Raw genomic sequence first — 18,314 nt, 5'->3', positions numbered from 1 at the left:
CCCGGCCGTTGTGTTTCGTGTTTCGTGTCGGCGTGAGCGCTGCTCAGCCGTCCGGTTTCAAGCCGCCGACGCCACGACGGACCGCGCACTGACGAGAGCGGCCGTGCGTGCCATCTCGTTGCCGACGATCATCAGGCCTTCGTCGACGCCCATCCCGGGCTTCGCAAGAACCTGGCTGGCTCCGCACGCCATCGCGATGTGCGCGGAGACCTGGGCGGAGCGGTCGGTCTCGTTGCACGTCCCCCCGCAGTAGGCCTCTAGTCCGGCCGACCTGGCCAGGAGCAGGGCCTCGATCGTGTCGTTCACCCCGCCGAGGTCGGGGGTCTTCACGTGGATGATGTCGGCGGCACCCGCTTCGACGAAGAGCCGGATGTCGTCGATCGTGTTGCACCATTCGTCGACGGCGATACGCACCCGGGCTCCCCGGTCGCGCAGTTGCTGCCGGAGCTCCACATATCGTTCGATCTGGGCAGCACGGCCGCCGGCGTCGATCGGATGCTCGACGGCGAGCTCGTAGGGTGCGCAGATCTGGGCGAGACCGGTCAGGTATTCGGCGACTGCGCCCACGTCTCCGCCGAAAGCCATGCCGATCGTGCCGTACGTGTCGATGTGGATGCGCGGCCGGTAGTCGGCCGACGGGCGCAGTTCATCGATGCGCGCGACCAGCCAGCGCAGGTACTCTTCGAGGATTTCGCCGCGCACGCCGAGCTTCTCGACGGTGTTGATGAGGGCGTGCGGAAGCACATCCACACCCTTCAGGATCATCTTGTCCGCGTTGAGGTAGCGGTCGTCGCCGGTCTGCGCGTAGATGGGAACGGGAATGATGGGCGTGTCCGTGGCGTACTCCTGCTGCACGACCTCGGCCATGGTGATCCCGCGAGCCGCGGCCACCGCGCCGAGGATCGCCTGGCTGATGCCGTAGCGGATGGCGGTGTGCAGGATCCCATTCCCGGTGCGAACCGCATCGACCTCAGCCGTCAGCCCACGGAAACTGTCGAGGGCGCGCCCGAGCAGCAGCGGCGTGACGAACTCCGCGACGTCGGCGGAGGCGCGTTCGGCGTAGAACACGGAGTCGCGGCCGCCTGCGCCGCTGTACTGCACCGCCGCGCAGTCACCGTGGGCCACCTGCCCGTCGTCGAGCACCAGCAACACGGAGAGCGCCTCACCGGGCTGGCGAATCGAGGCGAACCCGGGCGTCAGCGGGTCTCCGACGTAACGGAGACCGTCGCGCGTCGCACCGGCGCGGATCGCCGACTGGTCGTCGGCGTAGAAGCCGGTGCGCACCGGGACGGTGATCACGTCGACGATCGTGCGCATCATGCCGCTTCCTGGGCGACGATCGCCGCCAGCTCGTCGAGGTTCGCGACCTCGCAGGTGCGCCGGCCCTGCTCGATGTCGTGGATCATCTCCACGACGCGATCGAAGATCGGCCCCTGGATGTCTTTGTGCACCTCGTCGACTTCGGTCTTCCGCTTGCGGATCATGAGGTCGCGGTAGATGCCGCTGTGGCTCTTGGCGCTCTTGCGGTTGAAGACGACGAGGCGGTCGAGCGAGCCTTCGAGATCACGGGGATCGAAGCCGTCGAAGCTCTCCACCTTCACCGGAGCCTGGGCGAGCACCTCCTCTGCGATGGCGATCATCAGCGGGCGGAACGCGGGCCGCTCGAGGGTCTCTGCGATGGAGAGGTCCGAGACGGCACCGGCCCAGAGCATTGCGCCGTACGCCTCCTTGCCCCAGAGGTAGCCGAGAACGTTGTCGGTCGCGATGGCGTACGGGAGAGCATCCGCCAGCTCGGCGACCCGGGGAGTGATGCTGCCTCCTGCGATCTCCCCCACCCGGAACGTGCCGATGTTGCCCTGCAGGACCCGCCCGGGGCCGAGCACGTCGGCGCCGAAGTTCACGAAGCTCGAGATCACGCGGTCGGGCCCGAGTGCGTCGATCAGCGTATCGGCGGTGAGACCGTTCTGCACTGTCAGCACGTAACCGTCCGGGGTCAGTCGGTCCCGCAGCAGGGCGGCGGCTGACGGGGTGTGCAGACTCTTCACGGCGACGATCGCGTGCTCGATGCTGTCGGGCAGTTCAGCGGGTGTGATCGCCGGAACATCGACGACGAAATCGTTGACCGGGCCCTCGATGTGCAGCCCGTCGGCCTGAATGGCGGCGACGTACTGCTCATCCGCGTCGCACAGCGTGACGTCGTGCCCGGCACGGAACATGTGGGCGCCGATCGTGCCGCCGATGGCACCGGCGCCGATGATGGTCAGTTTCAACTCGAACTCCTTGAAATGTCGTTCAGTGGTCAGACGGTTGCGGGTGCGGGAACGGCGCGGTCGAGAAACGCGCGGACGACCCGCTGGAACTCGTCGCGTTCCTCGAACTGCGGGGAGTGGCCCGACTTCTCGAAGACGACCAGTTCCGAGCCGGGGATCAGCCCGGCGATCGTCTCCGACGAGCTCACCGGTGTGACCCAGTCCCGTCGGCCCACCGTCACCAGCGTGGGTACCTGCACCGAGGGCAGCTGGGGCTTGACGTCATAGGCGTCCCAGTTGTGCTGGAAGCACCAGTTGTGCGCCTCGTGCCGGTAGATTCCGGCCTCGACGCGTGCCATGGAGGCGGCCGGGTCGTACTCGTAGTCGTAGAGCGGGATGATCTCGGCCCAGCGAGCCTTCAGGTCGTCGTCGTCGTAGATGTTCCCTGTCCAGTACCGGTTGAAGTTGTCCCAGTGGATCTCGACGCGGTCCTGGTTCCGCGCATTCTCGATCGCCAGCTCGAGGTTGCTTCCGTCGGCGGACGTATCGCGCAGGACGATCGCCGAGACATGGTCGGGGTAGCGCACCACGTATTCGAGCGCGATGAAGCCGCCGTACGAGCCTCCGGCGACGACGATCTTCTCGACGCCCGCCCACTGCCGCAGCGCATCGACATCCGCCGCCCACTGTTCGTGCGAATACGGGGCGATGCCCTCACTGAGACCGCAGCCGCGCGCGTCGAACACGATCACACGGAACCGGTCGGCGAGGGGGCCGAAGGTCGACTTCGGCTCGGCCAGTGAGCCGATCCCGCCGCCGCCGTGGTGGGCGATGAGCACGGGTCCGTCCTCCGGTCCGTATACCTCGACGTTCAGGCGGCATCCGTTGATGACGAGTTCCAAGGTGATGTCCTCTCAGTTGTTCTGCGCCGTGGCGGACTGCCAGCGGGCGACGTTGTCGGCCAGGACGTTCAACGGGACCGCGCCGCTGCCAAGCACAGTGCCGTGGAAGTCGGCGATCGAGAAGTGCACGCCGAGCCGCTGCTCCGCGTCTTCGCGCAACCGTGAGATCTCGCGGCTGCCGATCATGTACGCCAGGGCCTGGCCGGGCCACGCGATGTAGCGGTCCACCTCGTTCGTCACGTGTGACCGCGTGGTCGCGGTGTGCTGCCACATGAACTCGATCGCCCGCTCTCGCGACCAGCCGAATTCGTGGATGCCCGTGTCGACCACGAGACGGCACGCGCGCAGGGCACGGAACGACAGCATCCCGAGTCGTGAGATGTCGTCGCTGTACAGCCCGATCTCGTCGGCGAACTGCTCGGAATAGAGACCCCACCCTTCGTTGAAGCTGCAGGCTTCCACGTCGAGGTACCGGCGGTATCGCGGGATGTCCAGCGTCTGCGCCGTCGCCAGCTGCATGTGATGACCCGGCACGGATTCGTGGAAGGCGAGTGCTTCGTACTCGTAGCGGTACCGGGTGTGCGGTTCGGTCGCGAGGAGGCAGTGAGCGCCAGGGCGGCTTCCATCGACCGCAGGCGGCCGGTAGTACGCCATGGCGGTGTTCTCGGCCTCGATCGGGTTGATCACTTCGATCACGCAGTCGGGGATGTCGTACGCCGGAAAGTAGCGCGTCCGCACGGCGTCGGCCCGATCGAGGGCGCCCTGCGCGACAGCGACGATCTCCTCGCTCGTCTCGAAGCGCAGCGCGGGGTCAGCGCGCATCCGCTCGGCGATCACCGTGAAGTCGCTCTCTCCGAGCGCCCGCAGACCGACCTCGCTCCACTGCGAACGCATCTGCTCGAGCACGTCGAGGCCGATCTGGTGGATCTCAGACGGGGAGAGAGATGTCGTCGTGTGGCGTGCAACGGATGCCGCGTAGCCCTCGGAGCCCCCTGGCAGATATCTGACTCCGACCTTGTCGTCGGGCCGGGAGCCGGGGATGAACTCACTGCGCAGCCGTTCGGCCAGCGCGGCCATCGCCGGCCGGATGGAGCCGGCCGCGATCGACTCCGCCCGCTCGGCATAGCGCGTCCCGGTGGGTGTGCGTGTCGCGGAGAGCAGCACGTCGCCGTCGGCGCCCAGGGCGAGGTAGCCCTCGAGCTGCCGAACGGAATGGGCGACCCCCAGCTCGGTCGGGAAACGGCCGCGCGCCGCTTCGTCCGCGTAGCGATCTCCGAGCGCTGTCAGGGTGCCCGCTACGCCGGCGAGCCGCTCCAGGTACCGCTCGGCGCTGGCGTCATCCGTGATCGTCATCGCCGGCACCGCCTGGAAGATCAGGGCCTGCCTGCTGACGTAGCCCTTGGCGGACGCATTGCCTGCCCAGAGCGAATGCTGCGCATCCCCCTGCGCGCCCTGCACGAGCACGGACAGCACGCCCTGGTCCACCCGGTCTTTTTCGCTGAGGCTCGCGGCGTCGATCGCCGCGACCTCCCGGCCGATCGCCGCGAACTCGTCTGCCGCCCGCTCGCTCGCCTCACCGCTGGGGTCGCCCGCCAGGTGGTCGAACTCGCTCAGTCCGAGCAACGTGGCGTTGTACGGGTCGTACGTGTGCTGCGTGGTGAAGTAGCGCTCGCCGAGCTCGCGCAGGCGCGTCGTCGCGTCGAGGTTCTTGTCGTCGTTCATGTGTGTGCCCTCGGAGGTCCGTTCCGGACCTAGAAGAGGGAGTGCCCCCCATCGATGGAGAGGGTCTGTCCGCTCACCCAGCCGGCGTCGGGAGCGACGAAGAACTCGACTCCGCGAGCGATGTCGGCGGGCGTGCCGGTCTTGCGCGTTGCGATCCGTTCGAGGAGGGCACGCTGACCGTCCTCGCCGTAGCTCTCCCACTGCTTCAGGGTGGTGGGGTTCGAGAGCACGAAGCCCGGAGCAATGCAGTTGACGGTGATGCCGAACTGGCCGAGCTCGTGGGCCATCTGACGGGTGAAGCCGATCTGGGCCGCCTTCGCCGAGGTGTATGCCTGGATGCCAGTGAGGCTCACGCTGCGGCCGGCACCGGACGAGATCATGACGATCCGGCCGAAGCCGCGCTCCTTCATGCCACGCGCGGCGGCGCGCGTGCAGTTCATGGCGGTGGTCAGATTGGCCCCGATGACAGCGTTCCACGCATCATCGGTGAGCTGGTCGATGGGGACATGCGTCTGCTGCACCACCCCGCCGGCATTGTTGACGAGGATGTCCACCCGCCCGACGGCCGTGAAGAAGTCTTCGACCGCGCGCGAATCTGTCAGGTCGACGGTGTCCTTGTCGACGGCGTGCACGGTCGCTCCTGCAGCCTCGAGCCGGTCGGCGATCGAGCGGCCGATTCCCTGGGCGGTGCCCGTCACGACGGCTGAGAGTCCCTCTAGTTCTGGCATGTCATCCTTCTTCTTCGATTTCTTCTGTATCGTTCGCGAGCGCCTCGAGCGGGATGGCGGAGGGGTACGACCGTGCGATATGCACCGATTCCTCCCACGCCTTCATACGGTCCAGCCCCCGCTGTCCGCTCGCATGGAGGACGCCCTCGACGAGCGCTTCGACCAGCACAGTGATGCCGACGACCGAATCGAACGGAACGCCGTCGACGTGAACGGGAAGCACGATGTCGGCGAACTCCACCGCAGGCGACAGCTCCTGGTCGGTGATCACGATCACGGTCGCACCCTGTCGTCTGGCCAGGTCTGCGGCCTGCTTCGAGACCAGTTCATACCGGCGGAAGTCGAGGATGACGGCGATGCTTCCGGCCCCCAGCCGAAGCATCTTGGAGATGTCGTGACCGAACGGCTCGCTCACGAATTCCACGTTCGGCACGGCCTGGTCCAGCTGTGAGGCGAGCAGCATCGCGAAATAGCGCGTGAAGTATCCGCCCGACACCGTGATCTGGCGCGCCCGCGACGCGAGAGCCGTGACGGCCCGATCGAATTCGCTCGGTGGAACACTGGAAGACAGGGCCTGCACGAGCGCGATCTTCTCGGCGATCGCGCGCTCGAGCGGCGCGCTCGAGTCGTGGGCGAGCTGGGCCTGCTCCGTGCGGCTGATGGGGCTCAGCATGGTGTGCGAGATCTCCTCGCGCAGACGGCGCTGAAAGTCCGGGTAGCTGCCGATGCCGAGCCGGGTCACGAGTCTCAGCACTGTGGGTGTACTCGTACCCGCGGCCTTCGCCAGGCTCGCCGCGCTCTCGAGGCCTGCCGTCGGGTAGTTCGACAGCAGGGCGCGCGCGACTTTCTTCTCAGCCGGGCTCAGCTCGCCCATCCGGGCGAAGATCTCAGTGTTGATTGGCATTGTGCTCCCATTCCGATCGGGGACTCGTCGACAGTTGCTTGGCGATTCTCGCCGCAACGGTGGTCCTCAGGTCAGCATGACAAGGCCGCTCGCATCTTCAAAGGCGGCGAACATCGTCGGCGAGTTGTGGGCGACGACGACGCGGCCGTCGGCATCCACACTGACGAGTCCTCCACTGGCGTTCTTGCTCGTGAGCTCGTTCTCGATCGTCGCCTCGACCGCGTCGGCGAGGCCCATTCCGAGATAGCGGATGCGGGCTGCGATGTCATAGGCGACAACGCCGCGGATGAAGGCTTCGCCATCTCCGGTGCACGAGACCGCGGCCAGCCCGTTCCGCGCGTAGGTGCCGGCACCGATCACCGGAGTGTCGCCGACCCGGCCCATCTCCTGCTTCACCATCCCGCCGGTCGAGGTCGCCGAGGCCACGGTGCCGTGCTTGTCCCGTGCGACCGCACCCACCGTGCCGTGGCGCGGCGCAGGTGTCAGCAACCCCTGCATCCGGGCGAGCTGACGCACGCGCGGCTCGGTGATGAAGTAGTCCTGACCGGCGGTCTCGTGACCCCAGCCTGCGACGAGTTCTTCGTCGGGCGCGACCAGGAAGAGGTGGGGGGTGGACTCCATCACGCTGCGCGCCACGAAGACGGGATTCTTCGCATGCCGCGATGCAGCGACCGCTCCGGCTCTTCCCGTCCCGTCCATGACGGCCGCGTCGAGTTCTACGTCTCCGCGAACCGTCAGCGCTGCACCGTGCCCCGCGTTGAACAGGTGGTGGTTCTCGAGTTGCTCGACGGTCGCGCACACCGCATCCAGTGCTGTGCCGCCGCGCTCGAGCACAGCGCGGCCGGCGCGGTATGCGATCGCGAGTCCGTCTTCGAAGGCGGCCTTCGACTCGTGCCGCAGCTCCTCGATGTGGCCGCCGGCGCCACCGTGCAGCGCGAGCGCGAACCCGTTCTGCGGCGGTACGTCACGCAGCGTCGTGGATCTGGGGGCTGCGATGGCTTCTTCATTCACGGACATTCAGAGGCTTCCTTGCTGGTTCACGGCGTTGGCTTTTGGTACGAGCGGGAGGATCGGCAGTTCGGATGCGCGGATACAGGCGCTGAGGTGGCCGGGCGCGATGCTCTCGAGCGCCGGATCGGTCGTTCTGCAGGCGTCTGTGGCGTACGGGCAGCGCGGGTTGAAGCGGCAGCCGGAGGGCACGTCGAACGGGCTCGGTGGTTCGCCGTCGAGCACGAACGATGCGTTGACGCTCTCTGCGGACATCCTCGGGATCGAATCGATCAGTGCCCTCGTGTACGGGTGGCGGGGGTTCGAGAAGATCTCAGCGGTGTCGGCGACCTCGACGATGCGACCGAGGTACATCACGGCGACGCGCTGGCTCAGGTGCTGCACGACCGCCAGATTGTGGGCGACGAAGAGAATACTGAGTCCGAGCTCCCGCTGGAGTGAGGTGAACAGCTCGAGAATGGTCGCCTGCACAGACACATCCAGGGCCGACACGGGCTCGTCCGCGATCAGGATGTCGGGACGCACGGCGATCGCGCGCGCGATGGCGATCCGCTGGCGCTGCCCGCCGGAGAACTGGCTGGGGTATGCGTCGAGGGCGTCCTCCTCGAGGCCCACCATGTTCAGCAGGCGGATGCTCTCAGCGCGAACCTCGCGGCGCCGGACGATCTTATGCAGGAGCAGGAGCTCCTTGAGCATGTCGCCGACCGACATCCGCGGGTTCAGCGAGGAGTACGGATCCTGGAAGACCATCTGGATGCGTCGGCTCGAGTCCTTGTGGCGCGCGCCGGTGATGTGCTCGCCGTCGTACTCCAGCTCACCCGAGGTGGGCTTCGTACTCCCCACGAGGATCTTCGCGAGCGTCGACTTTCCGGAACCCGACTCTCCGACGAGGGCCAGGATCTCGCCCTTGTTGAGCTGCAGGTCGACTCCGTCGAGGGCGCGGAGGCTCCCCGGGGTCTTCGAGCTGAACTTCGAGGTGAGCGCGGTGGGCACGTGGTACCACTTGGTGACGCCGGCGACGCGGAGCACTGGTGTCGCGGTCATGCGGCCTCCTCTTCGAAGATCCGTCGGGACTCTGTGCAGGCCGCCTGGTGGTACGGCGCCAGCACCTCCATCGGCGGCATCGCAACCGTGCAGGAGTCGACGGCGAACCGGCAGCGCGGTGCGAAGGGGCAGCCACCCGGGCGCGAGGCCAGGTTCGGCGGAAAGCCGGGGATCGGCACCAGGCGGCGGTCCGGCTGGTCGAAGTCGGGCGCCGAGTCGAGCAGGCCCTTGGTGTAGGGGTGCCGGGGGCTGCGCAGCACGTCCTTCACGCGGCCCGACTCGACGATGTGCCCTGCGTACATGACGGCCAGGTCGGTGCAGGTCTGGTTCATCACGGCGAGATCGTGCGTGACGAACGCGAGCGACGCACCCGAATCGGCGCACAGCTCTTCGAGGAGCCTGAGCACCTGGTGCTGCACGGTCACGTCGAGCGCGGTCGTCGGCTCGTCGCAGAGCACGAGACGTGGCCCGCAGGACAGCGCCATCGCGATCATGATGCGCTGGCGGAGACCGCCGGAGAGCTCATGAGGGTAGGCGCGCGCACGTCGTGCCGGATCGGGGATGCCGGTCTTCGCCAACATCTCGATCGCGAGCGTCTGCGCATCGGCCTTCGAGAGTCCGAGGTGGCGGCGGGGTCCCTCGGCGATCTGGTCTCCCACCCGCACGACCGGGTTGAGGGCGGTCATCGGCTCCTGGAAGATCATCGCGATCTGCGGGCCCATGAGTCGCCGCCTCTGGGCTACGGGCATCCCGACGAGTTCCACCCCGTCGTACAGGATGCTGCCGGAGAGGACCTCGACTCCTTTCGGCAGCAGATCCGCGATCGCGCGCAGCGTGAGCGACTTTCCCGACCCCGACTCTCCGACGATGCCGAACCGCTCGCCACGCTCGATGTCGAGCGACAGGTCGTCGACGATGATCGTGTCCGGCCCGTTCTTGCGGCGGAGTCCGATGGTGAGCGACTTCACGTCGAGCAGTGGTGTGGTCATGTCACTTCCTCCGTTCGGGGCTGAGCAGGTCGGAGAGCCCGTCGCCGAGCCACGACAGCCCGAGGCTGGTGACGACGACGACGAGTCCGGGGATGGTGGCCTGCTGCCACTGGGTGGTGATGAACTCCTGGCCGTCGTTGATCATGCTTCCCCACTCGGCTGTCGGGGGATTGATACCGAGTCCGAGGTAGCCGAGGGTGACGATCGCCATGATGTCCATGACGATGTCGCTCATCCCGTAGATGATCGCCTGGGACAGCACGTTCGGTCCGATGTGCCGGGTGAGGATGCGCCCGTGCGACATGCCGCCGAGCCGTGCGGCCGTCACATAGTCCTGCTTCTTGGCGACGAGGACTTCGCCGCGCACGATCCGGGCGTACGACACCCACGAGACCACGGCGATCGCGATGTAGATGCTGGTCTCACCGGATCCGAAGACGAAGACGAGCACGATCACCATGACATAGAAGGGGAACGCGAAGAAGACGTCGACGATGCGCATGAGAACGGTGTCGAACCAGCCGCCGAAGTATCCGGCGACAGCACCGAAAACCGATCCGATGACGAAGGGGATGAGTACGGCGAGGAACCCGACCCGCAGGTCGACCTGGGCTCCCCAGATCAGGCGCGAGAGCACATCCCGACCGAATTTGTCGGTGCCGAGCCAGTGCTCCGGGCTCGGCGGCGCCAGCGCGTCCGTCAGGTGTTGGGCAATGGGATCGTACGGGGCGATCACCGGGGCGAGAACGGCGACGAGCACGAGCAGGCCGACGATGACGATGCCGGCCATCAGCGAAGGGTTCTGGTACCAGGGCTTGATCGATCGCGAGCGGGCGGCTCGGCGGCGCGCGTTGAATGCGACGAGGGTCGCCGTCGGTGACGTCATGACGCCTCTTTCGCGCTGAGGTCGACCCGCGGATCGAGCGTCGTGTACACGGCATCCGTCAGGATTCCGACGATGACGACGAAGAAGGCGACGAAGAGGGTGACAGCCTGGATCGTCGGGAAATCGCGCGCGAAGATCGCATTGATCATCAGCGAACCCAGTCCCGGCAGCGCGAACACCTTCTCGATGACGAGCGAGCCGCCGACCAGGAACCCGAGGTTGACGCCGATGATCGACACCGTCGGAATCGCGGCGTTCCGGATCACGTGACCACGGAAGAGGCCCGCGCCGAAAGCGCCTTTCGATTTCGCCGTGCCGATGTAGTCGGACTCGAGAACGGTGATGATCGACGACCGGAGGCTTCGGATGATCGTCGGGCACATCGTGATCGCAAGCGTCAGCGACGGGAGGAACAGGTAGTAGAGGTGGTCGAGTGGCGTGGTGCCGTAGCCGCCCACCGGAAAGAGGTGGAGCCCGACGGCCAGAAGCAGGATCAGCATGATGCCGAGCCAGAACTGCGGCATGCCCTGGCCGACGAGGGTGAAGGCGCGTACGCCGAGGTCCCTGCCCCCGCCCGGCTTGAAGGCCCCGAGCGCGGCGAGGGGGATGCTGATGATCAGCGCCAGTACGAGTGCCATCGCGAGCAGCGAGAGCGTGACGGGAATGGCCTGGGCGACAAGGGTGGTCACGGGCAGTTGGTACGTGAGACTCGTGCCGAGGTTGCCCTGGAACAGACGCCCCAGAAAGAGGAAGTACTGCTGCCAGATGGGCGTGTCCAGGCCCATCTGTTTGCTGAGCGCCGCGACGGCCTGGGGCGTCGCACGTTGTCCGAGCAGCGCGAGCGCCGGATTGCCCGGCAGCAGGCGCGCCATGAAGAAGACCACAAGGGTCACGCCGAGGGCGACGGGGATCGACTGCAGTATGCGTCCGGGAATGAATCTGAGCCTGTGCAACATCAGCGACCCTCCTCTCTCACTTTGTACTGTTCATTACAGTAATACGATTTTGTTTCAAATTTGTTACGTTGCGCAAAATCCCGCGAGCGCGTCACCGCGTCGCAAGCGCGCACTCGACCACCGCGGCGGCGGCCAGCAGGAGCGCATCCTGTCCGGGCGCCGCGGCGAGCTGCAGCCCGACCGGAAGCCCGTCCAGGGTCGCACCGCAAGGGATGACGATCGCCGGCTGTCCCGTCACGTTGTACGGCGCGGTGAAGATTCCCTCGATCGCGCCCTCGGGGGTGTCGCCGGGAGGTGACACGACCGGCGCCGTATACGGAGCGGCAGGGCCGATCAGAAGGTCGAGCCCGTCGAGCAGCGTGAGCGCGGGTGCAAGCAGGGCGGACCGTTCGGCCAACGCGTGCCGGTAGCGTTCCTCGTCGATGGCGGCAGCTGCGGCGAAGAGGCGAGCGGTGGGCGCACCGAAATGCCCAGGCCGGGCCGTCATCGCAGCGCCGTGCACCTGCCAGGCCTCGTAGTGGATGATGTCGCCGATGACTCCGTTGAGCACGTCGAGCGCGCCGCTGTCCCGATCGACGAGCACAGCGACGTCGCGCAGACGGTCGATGGCGTCGACGACGACGACCCTCACATCCTTGTCGAGTCGCGGATCGGCCAGCTGGTCGGTGAGCACGCCGATCCTGAGCGTGTCCGGGGCGGCCACCGGCGCGTTGCCCGTGAGCGCCAGAAACACCCGCGCCGTCGCGGCCACATCCTCGCCGATGACACCGACATGATCGAGCGTGGGAGAGAGCGGTTGCACTCCCTCCACCGGAATGGTTCCGTATGTAGGCTTCAGCCCGACTACTGCGCAATAGTGTGCCGGCAGGCGGATGGAGCCGCCGGTATCCGTGCCGATGGCTGCTGGACAGACGCCCGCGCCGACGAGCGCGGCGGATCCACCGCTCGAGCCTCCGGCGGTCCGTTCGGGAACGACGGGATTGCGGGCTTCTGGCAGGTCCGGATGCTGGGCGCCTGCCGCATACTCGAGGAGCGCGGACAGCGCGAAGACATCCGCCCCCGCCGAACGCAGGAGCTGCACGACCGGAGCGTCGGACCCCGCGGGGGGCCCGGCCATGTCGTCGGGGTTGCCGTTGCCCCGGGGGTGACCCGCGACATCGATCATGTCTTTGACTGCGACTGGCGTTCCGAGGAGCGGGCCTTCCGGCGCGCGGGGCGGATCCGGAATGGCCGCGACGACGGCGTTCAGAGGGCGGCCGAGCCGTTCGAGATCGATGAGCGCCGTCTGCAGGCGGGCCGTGGCCCAGGCCTGGCGGTCGATCGTTCCAGCGGTGTGCTCGTGCACGTGTCCTCCAATCGTCGTTGAATGTGGGAGTGGTGGTCCGGCGGGGGAAGGCCTGCAATTCGGCCCACCCCCGCCGGGGGCGCTACTTCGAGAGGTAGACGGTCTCGAGCTGGTAGTTGCCGAGGGGCGTCACATGGAAGCCCTGAACGCCCGTCGTGGAGGCGAACACGTACGGCGAGTAGAAGAGGTAAGCGAGGAAGGCATCCTTGCTCGTCTGCTTCTGCAGCTCCGAGTACAGCTCGGTCCGCTTGGCCTGGTCGGTCTCCGCTGCTGCTTGCTTGTTGAGCGCGATCACGGCCGGGTTGTTGTAGTTGGTGAACGCGGAGTTCGAGCCACCGGTGGGGTCGACCGCCCACGACGTCCACTCGTCCGGGTCGGGGATGTCCATCGACCACAGGTTCCACGACATGTCGAAGTCTCCGGCCAGGCGGGCCTGCTTGTTCGCCGTGGGATCGAGCTGCTTGATGTTCATCGTGATTCCGATGGCCTTCAGCTCCGACTGCATGATCTGCGCGATCGATGCCTGGTTGGGGTCGCCGGACGCGATGAGCATGCTCGTCGTGAAGCCGTTCGGCTTCGTGGACTGCGCGAGCTCGGACTTGGCCTTCGCGACGTCGTAGGTCGCGCCGCCGGCGTTCTTGTCGTAGTACGGGGTTCCCGGCGAGAGCATCGAGTACGCCGGAGTTCCGTTGCCGAACAGCACGGCCTTCACCAGTGCTTCACGGTCGATCGCGTAGGAGATCGCGGCACGCACGTGCGGGTCGCTGAACGGGGCCCGCTTCTGGTTGAAGGCGACATAGTCCATCTGAGTCGACGGGAAGGTCGTCGCATTCACACCCGGGGTGCTCTTCAATGACGCGAGGCTCGACCAGTCCGGTGTGTCATCGATGCTGATCTGGCCGCCCTGGAGCTGCAGCTTGCGGGTGTTCGCGTCGGGGACGACGGTCCTGTTCAGGTAGGGCTTTCCCGTCTGCCAATAGTCAGGGTTGCGCGTCAGCTTGACCGACTGGCCTTTTGTCCAGGAATCCCAGACAAACGGTCCGGTTCCGACCGGGGCCGTATAGAACTGGGCCGCGGTCTTGCCTCCGTAGTTGTTCGGAATGATTCCGTTGGCGAAGAGCGAGAGGTCGGCGATCAGCGGTCCCCACGGGTGCTTCAGCTGGATCTTGACCGTGGAGTCGTCGACGACCGAGACTGTGTCGATCGCGGCGTTGATGAATCCCCAGCCTGCCGAGCCTGACGCCGTGTTCTGGTCGATCGAGAACTTGACATCGGCCGCGGTCATCGGCTTCCCGTTCGAGAACTTCACGCCTTTGCGAAGGTCGATCGTGTAGGTGAGCTGGTCGGACGAGATCGTGTACTTGGTGGCGAGCCACGGCTTGAGCGATTTTCCGTCGGCGCTCACCATGAACAGGGGTTCCATGATCTGTTCCATCACGCGCAGTGAATTGTTGTCGAATGTGCTGGTCTTGTCCATCGCGATGATGTCCTGTGACCGGGCGATGACGAGGTCTCCGCCCTTGGTTGGCTTGCCGCTCGCCGTGGTGGTGCCAGTGCTGGTGCTGCAAGCGCTGAGAATCAACGCAGCCGTCGTCGCGAGCGCGACGGCAATTCCGATCCTTCGTTTCATCGAGTGCCTCACTACTTTCCGCTCCCTTGGGGATGCGCTGGAGTTGGTTGTCCTTCGCCGACACGGGGCCCTGCGGAGGATTCATCAGAATGTACTGTAAATTACAGTAGCTGCCAAGTTTTACGATCTTGTTACGTTTGGAATAAATCCAACGACGCGGGCTGCAATGCAGATCCGTTACTGAGAATCAGCCGCCGGCGCTAAGTTTGGGACGCAATGAAACCACGCGCGCGCAGGTTGCGTTCCTTGGAGCGAGCCACACCACCGATCAGCGATCGTCGCGGCCAGACCGCGCTCACGCTCCTCGTCGCCGGCGTCTTCTTCATGGAGATCCTCGACGGCACGATCATTGCGACGGCAGCGCCCAGTATCGGGCGTTCTTTCGGGGTCGATTCGGCGTCGGTGAGCATCGCGATCACCGCCTACCTTCTCACCCTGGCTGTCCTGATTCCGCTGAGCGGGTGGCTGGCGGAGCGCTTCGGAGCACGCCGCGTCTTCCTCATCGCGATCGTCATCTTCACGGTGTCGTCTGCGCTGTGTGCAACGAGCACAAGCCTCACCGAATTCACTGTGCTGCGTGTCTTCCAAGGGATCGGCGCAGCGACAATGGTGCCCGTCGGTCGGCTTGCCGTCCTCCGGGTCACCGGCAAGCAGGACCTGATCCGGGTGATCGCCCTGATCACCTGGCCCGCACTCCTCGCGCCGGTGATCGCACCTCTGCTCGGCGGGCTGATCACCACGTATGCGACCTGGCCGTGGATCTTCCTGATCAACGTGCCGCTCGGAATCGCGGCCTTCATCGTTGCGGTCAAGGTCGTCCCCCGCGAGGAACGCGGGACACCGAGAAAGCTCGACGGCCTGGGATTCGTTCTCGTCTGCGTGGGCCCTGGAGCACTCGTCTACCTGGGCGCCCTGTTGGTCTCGCCCTCGCCATCCTGGATGGCCGTCGTCACGGCAGCGGCGGCGGGCGTGATCGTCACGACCTGGGCGGTGTTCCACTTGCTCAGGGCCAGGAACCCGCTACTGAACCTCCGCGCCTTCCGCATCGAGACCTTCCGGGTGACCCACGCCGGCGGATCGTTCTTCCGCCTGACGATCTCGGCCGTACCGTTCCTGCTTCCGCTCTTCTTCCAGGACGCGTTCGGTTGGACCGCGGTCCAGGCCGGTTCCCTCGTGCTGTTCCTTTTCCTCGGCAACCTCGTGATCAAACCCGCGACCACTCCGCTCCTCACTCGCTTCGGATTCCGGAACGTGCTCATCTGGGCGACGATCGGCGCGGCTCTCAGCATGGCCCTCGAAGCCCTCCTCACTCAATCGACGCCGATCGCCGCGATCATCGCGCTGCTGTTCTTCAGCGGCGTGGTCAGGTCGATCGGGTTCACTGCGTACAACACGATCGCTTTCGCGGACATCCCGGATGCGGACATGACGGATGCGAACACCCTGGCCTCCACCGTCCAGCAACTCGCGGCCAGCTACGGCGTAGCGCTCGGTGCCGTAGCACTCACTGTCGGCCAACCGATCGCGGGCTGGTTCAACGCATCCGGATCGGTCGCTGAATTCCAGGTGGCCTTCGCGATCATCGCCCTCTTGACCCTGGTTCCCGTTGTCGAGGCACTGATGCTGTCCCGATCGGCGGGCGAGAACATCCGCCCCATGCGCCGGGGAAGGTCAGAACCGGTCGTCGAATAGCCTTTCGCCGTCGAACTGATTCAGATTCGGTCGAGCCAGGTCAGCTGCGAGCCGTCTTCTTCGATCATGTCGGCGAGCGCCGCGTTGAAGGCCAGTCCGTAGTCCGCTGTGAGATGGCTCTCGAATGCGACGGCATCCCGATAGGCCTCGTAGACGAAGAACGCCCGATGGTCCGCTGTCGTGCGGTGCGCGTCGAACCGGATGTTCCCCGGTTCGGCGCGCACCCGCTCGACAAGCTCAGCCAGAAGTCTCTCGACCGCGTCTTCGCGACCCGGCTTGGCTGTGAACCTCGCAAAGAGAATCCGCTCCTCGCTCACTCGTCGGAGTTGCCGATTCGCTTGGCACCCGTCATGATCGCGACGGCCTCGGTCATCGAGTGGCTCGCGGGCGTGATCGTCGCGGCCCGTTTTCCAAGCCGCTGGATGTGGATGCGGTCGGCCACTTCGAACACGTGCGGCATGTTGTGGCTGATCAGGATGACCGGAATGCCACGATCACGGAGATTCTTGATCAGCTCGAGGACTTGGTTCGATTCGCGCACGCCCAGGGCGGCTGTGGGCTCATCGAGTACGACCACCTTGGAGCCGAACGCCGCAGCGCGAGCTACTGCGACGGCTTGACGTTGACCGCCGGACAGGTTCTCGACGGGAACGGTGACGTCCTGCAGGGTGGTGATGCCGAGGGCGGTGAGCTCGGCCTTGGCCTTCTGGCGCATGCCTTTCGTGTCCATGATGCGAAAGACGGAACCGAGGATGCCCTTGCGGCGCTCTTCGCGCCCCAGGAACAGGTTGGAAGCGACATCGAGCGCGGGCGAGACGGCAAGGTTCTGGTAGACGGTCTCGATTCCGGCGGACCGCGCATCCTGCGGCCGCTTGAAGTGGACGGGCTGACCGTCGAGGAAGATCTCCCCCTCATCGGGGATCTCTGCGCCGGTCAGGCACTTGATGAGCGTCGACTTTCCCGCTCCGTTGTCGCCGATGATGGCGAGCACCTCACCGGGGTAGAGCTCGAGACTCACCCCGTCGAGGCCGACCACCTGGCCGAACGTCTTGACGAGACGACGGGCCTGCAGAACGGGTGTGCGGGTTTCGACCGGCTTCGATGCCGGGTTGTCTGTTGTGAGAGTCACTTGCGTACCTTTCGAATCCACTGGTCGACCGCCACCGCGACGATGACGAGGATGCCCACCGCGAGCACCTGATACAGCACATCGAGACCGGCGACAGCCAGGCCTTCTTCGAACACGCCGACGATGAGCGCTCCAAGCAGCGTGCCCCAGACGGTCCCACGGCCGCCGAAGAGGCTCGTGCCTCCGATCACGACAGCTGTGATCGACTCGAGGTTGATGGCGGTGCCGTCGTTGGGTCCGATGCCGTTCACGCGACCGATCAGCACCCAGGCGCCGATCGCGAGGATCGCGCCGGCCGCGAGATACACGCTGAGCAGAACACGCGATACTCGGATGCCGGCGAGACGTGCCGCCTCCGGGTCGTCGCCGACCGCGTAGACGTGGCGACCCCACGAGGTGCGCGCGAGGATCGACGCGACGATCGCATAGAGCACGATCATCACCACGACACCGTAGGTGATCTGAACACCTAAGACGTTGAACGTGTTGCCGAGCGACGTGATGAGGGGCGGCAGGTCCTGCCCCTGGACGGACGCGCTGTTCGAGTACAGCAGCAGGATGGCGGTGAAGATGCTGAGGGTGCCGAGCGTCACGATGAAGGGCGGGAGCTTCAGCCGCGTCACGAGAATGCCGTTGAGGAATCCGGTGGCGATGCCCACGACGAGTCCCAGCAGCAGGCTCAGCACCGCAGGTACATGGTTGGTCGACGCGGTCTGGGCGATCACCAGGCCCGCCAGCGTCGCCGCGGCACCGACGGAAAGGTCGATTCCTCCGGTGAGGATGATCAGTGTCTGGGCGATGCCGATAGTTCCGACGACCGCGACCTGCTGGGTGATGAGCGACAGGTTGGCCGGATTGAGGAACCGGGGGTTGATCACGCCGAAGACGATGATCGAGATCACCAGCACGATCGCCGGGCTGAGCGCCGGATAGCGATGCAGCAGGCTACGGAGTCGGGAAAGCGGCGTAGTCCGGTGAAGGAATTCCTGCGCGAGATCCAGCTCGGATGTCGGCGGGCTGGCTTGGGTTGCCGGTTGGCTCACGATTTCTTCTCCTGAACTTCTCTGTTCTGTGGTGCGGTGTGATGGACGTCTGGCTGTGTCCTGGTGGAACCGGGCCGGCCCGCCTGC

The 18,314-nt window shown here is 65.9% G+C and carries 17 protein-coding genes; 1 reads left to right on the top strand and 16 read right to left on the bottom strand.

From position 1 onward, the window contains the following. Positions 1-57: 57 nt before the first annotated feature. From ACPPVQ_RS01915 to ACPPVQ_RS01855, 13 genes are all read right to left on the bottom strand, one after another. Positions 58-1,320 (bottom strand): methylaspartate ammonia-lyase, encoded by a 1,263-nt coding sequence (locus ACPPVQ_RS01915; protein WP_426518071.1) that lies wholly within the window; start codon positions 1,318-1,320, stop codon positions 58-60. Next, the gene (locus ACPPVQ_RS01910) at positions 1,317-2,270 is read right to left on the bottom strand and encodes a ketopantoate reductase family protein (protein ID WP_426518069.1); all 954 of its coding nucleotides are present in this window, start codon (positions 2,268-2,270) and stop codon (positions 1,317-1,319) included. Before ACPPVQ_RS01910 ends, ACPPVQ_RS01915 begins: the two co-directional genes overlap by 4 nt. 29 nt (positions 2,271-2,299) lie before the next feature. After that, the gene (locus tag ACPPVQ_RS01905) at positions 2,300-3,151 is read right to left on the bottom strand and encodes an alpha/beta fold hydrolase (protein ID WP_426518067.1); all 852 of its coding nucleotides are present in this window, start codon (positions 3,149-3,151) and stop codon (positions 2,300-2,302) included. Between the two features lie 12 nt (positions 3,152-3,163). Next, on the bottom strand, positions 3,164-4,873 hold the full coding sequence (locus tag ACPPVQ_RS01900; RefSeq protein WP_426518065.1) for a DUF885 domain-containing protein: 1,710 nt from the start codon (positions 4,871-4,873) through the stop codon (positions 3,164-3,166). 29 nt (positions 4,874-4,902) lie between these two features. Further along, on the bottom strand, positions 4,903-5,601 hold the full coding sequence (locus ACPPVQ_RS01895; protein ID WP_426518063.1) for an SDR family NAD(P)-dependent oxidoreductase: 699 nt from the start codon (positions 5,599-5,601) through the stop codon (positions 4,903-4,905). Position 5,602: 1 nt separating this feature from the next. After that, positions 5,603-6,505 carry a MurR/RpiR family transcriptional regulator gene (locus ACPPVQ_RS01890; RefSeq protein ID WP_426518061.1) on the bottom strand — a complete coding sequence of 301 codons (903 nt, stop codon included), beginning with the start codon at positions 6,503-6,505 and terminating at the stop codon, positions 5,603-5,605. Between the two features lie 66 nt (positions 6,506-6,571). Further along, positions 6,572-7,522 (bottom strand): isoaspartyl peptidase/L-asparaginase family protein, encoded by a 951-nt coding sequence (locus ACPPVQ_RS01885; RefSeq protein ID WP_426518059.1) that lies wholly within the window; start codon positions 7,520-7,522, stop codon positions 6,572-6,574. Next, positions 7,523-8,557: an ABC transporter ATP-binding protein gene (locus tag ACPPVQ_RS01880; RefSeq protein WP_426518057.1), complete on the bottom strand. Its 1,035-nt coding sequence runs from the start codon at positions 8,555-8,557 to the stop codon at positions 7,523-7,525. It abuts the gene before it with no gap. After that, a complete protein-coding gene (locus ACPPVQ_RS01875; protein WP_426518055.1) occupies positions 8,554-9,546 on the bottom strand; it encodes an ABC transporter ATP-binding protein in 993 nt (330 codons plus the stop codon). Before ACPPVQ_RS01875 ends, ACPPVQ_RS01880 begins: the two co-directional genes overlap by 4 nt. Position 9,547: 1 nt before the next feature. Beyond that, positions 9,548-10,432, bottom strand: a complete 885-nt coding sequence (locus ACPPVQ_RS01870; protein ID WP_426518053.1) for an ABC transporter permease — start codon at positions 10,430-10,432, stop codon at positions 9,548-9,550. Beyond that, positions 10,429-11,388 carry an ABC transporter permease gene (locus tag ACPPVQ_RS01865; RefSeq protein ID WP_426518051.1) on the bottom strand — a complete coding sequence of 320 codons (960 nt, stop codon included), beginning with the start codon at positions 11,386-11,388 and terminating at the stop codon, positions 10,429-10,431. Before ACPPVQ_RS01865 ends, ACPPVQ_RS01870 begins: the two co-directional genes overlap by 4 nt. Positions 11,389-11,479: 91 nt before the next feature. Then, on the bottom strand, positions 11,480-12,733 hold the full coding sequence (locus ACPPVQ_RS01860; protein ID WP_426518049.1) for an amidase: 1,254 nt from the start codon (positions 12,731-12,733) through the stop codon (positions 11,480-11,482). A gap of 82 nt (positions 12,734-12,815) precedes the next feature. After that, on the bottom strand, positions 12,816-14,363 hold the full coding sequence (locus ACPPVQ_RS01855) for an ABC transporter substrate-binding protein (protein WP_426518047.1): 1,548 nt from the start codon (positions 14,361-14,363) through the stop codon (positions 12,816-12,818). 246 nt (positions 14,364-14,609) lie between these two features. Between ACPPVQ_RS01855 and ACPPVQ_RS01850 the strand changes: the two genes are divergently transcribed. Then, entirely contained in the window at positions 14,610-16,055 is a 1,446-nt protein-coding gene (locus ACPPVQ_RS01850; protein WP_426518045.1) for a DHA2 family efflux MFS transporter permease subunit, read from the top strand. Between the two features lie 20 nt (positions 16,056-16,075). Here the strand turns inward: ACPPVQ_RS01850 and ACPPVQ_RS01845 are convergent, their stop codons facing one another. Genes ACPPVQ_RS01845 through ACPPVQ_RS01835 form a run of 3 tightly spaced genes read right to left on the bottom strand, consistent with a single transcriptional unit; the run spans position 16,076 to position 18,227 of the window. Beyond that, complete coding sequence (locus ACPPVQ_RS01845) at positions 16,076-16,372, bottom strand: putative quinol monooxygenase (protein ID WP_426518043.1); 297 nt, start codon at positions 16,370-16,372, stop codon at positions 16,076-16,078. Continuing rightward, complete coding sequence (locus tag ACPPVQ_RS01840; RefSeq protein WP_426518041.1) at positions 16,369-17,184, bottom strand: ATP-binding cassette domain-containing protein; 816 nt, start codon at positions 17,182-17,184, stop codon at positions 16,369-16,371. Before ACPPVQ_RS01840 ends, ACPPVQ_RS01845 begins: the two co-directional genes overlap by 4 nt. Next, complete coding sequence (locus ACPPVQ_RS01835) at positions 17,181-18,227, bottom strand: ABC transporter permease (protein WP_426518039.1); 1,047 nt, start codon at positions 18,225-18,227, stop codon at positions 17,181-17,183. The genes ACPPVQ_RS01840 and ACPPVQ_RS01835 overlap by 4 nt, the downstream gene beginning before the upstream one ends. Positions 18,228-18,314 lie beyond the last annotated feature (87 nt).

This window comes from Leifsonia sp. McL0618, assembly GCF_049994905.1.
Taxonomy (GTDB): domain Bacteria; phylum Actinomycetota; class Actinomycetes; order Actinomycetales; family Microbacteriaceae; genus Diaminobutyricibacter.
This window is presented reverse-complemented; position numbering and strand designations above follow the sequence as displayed.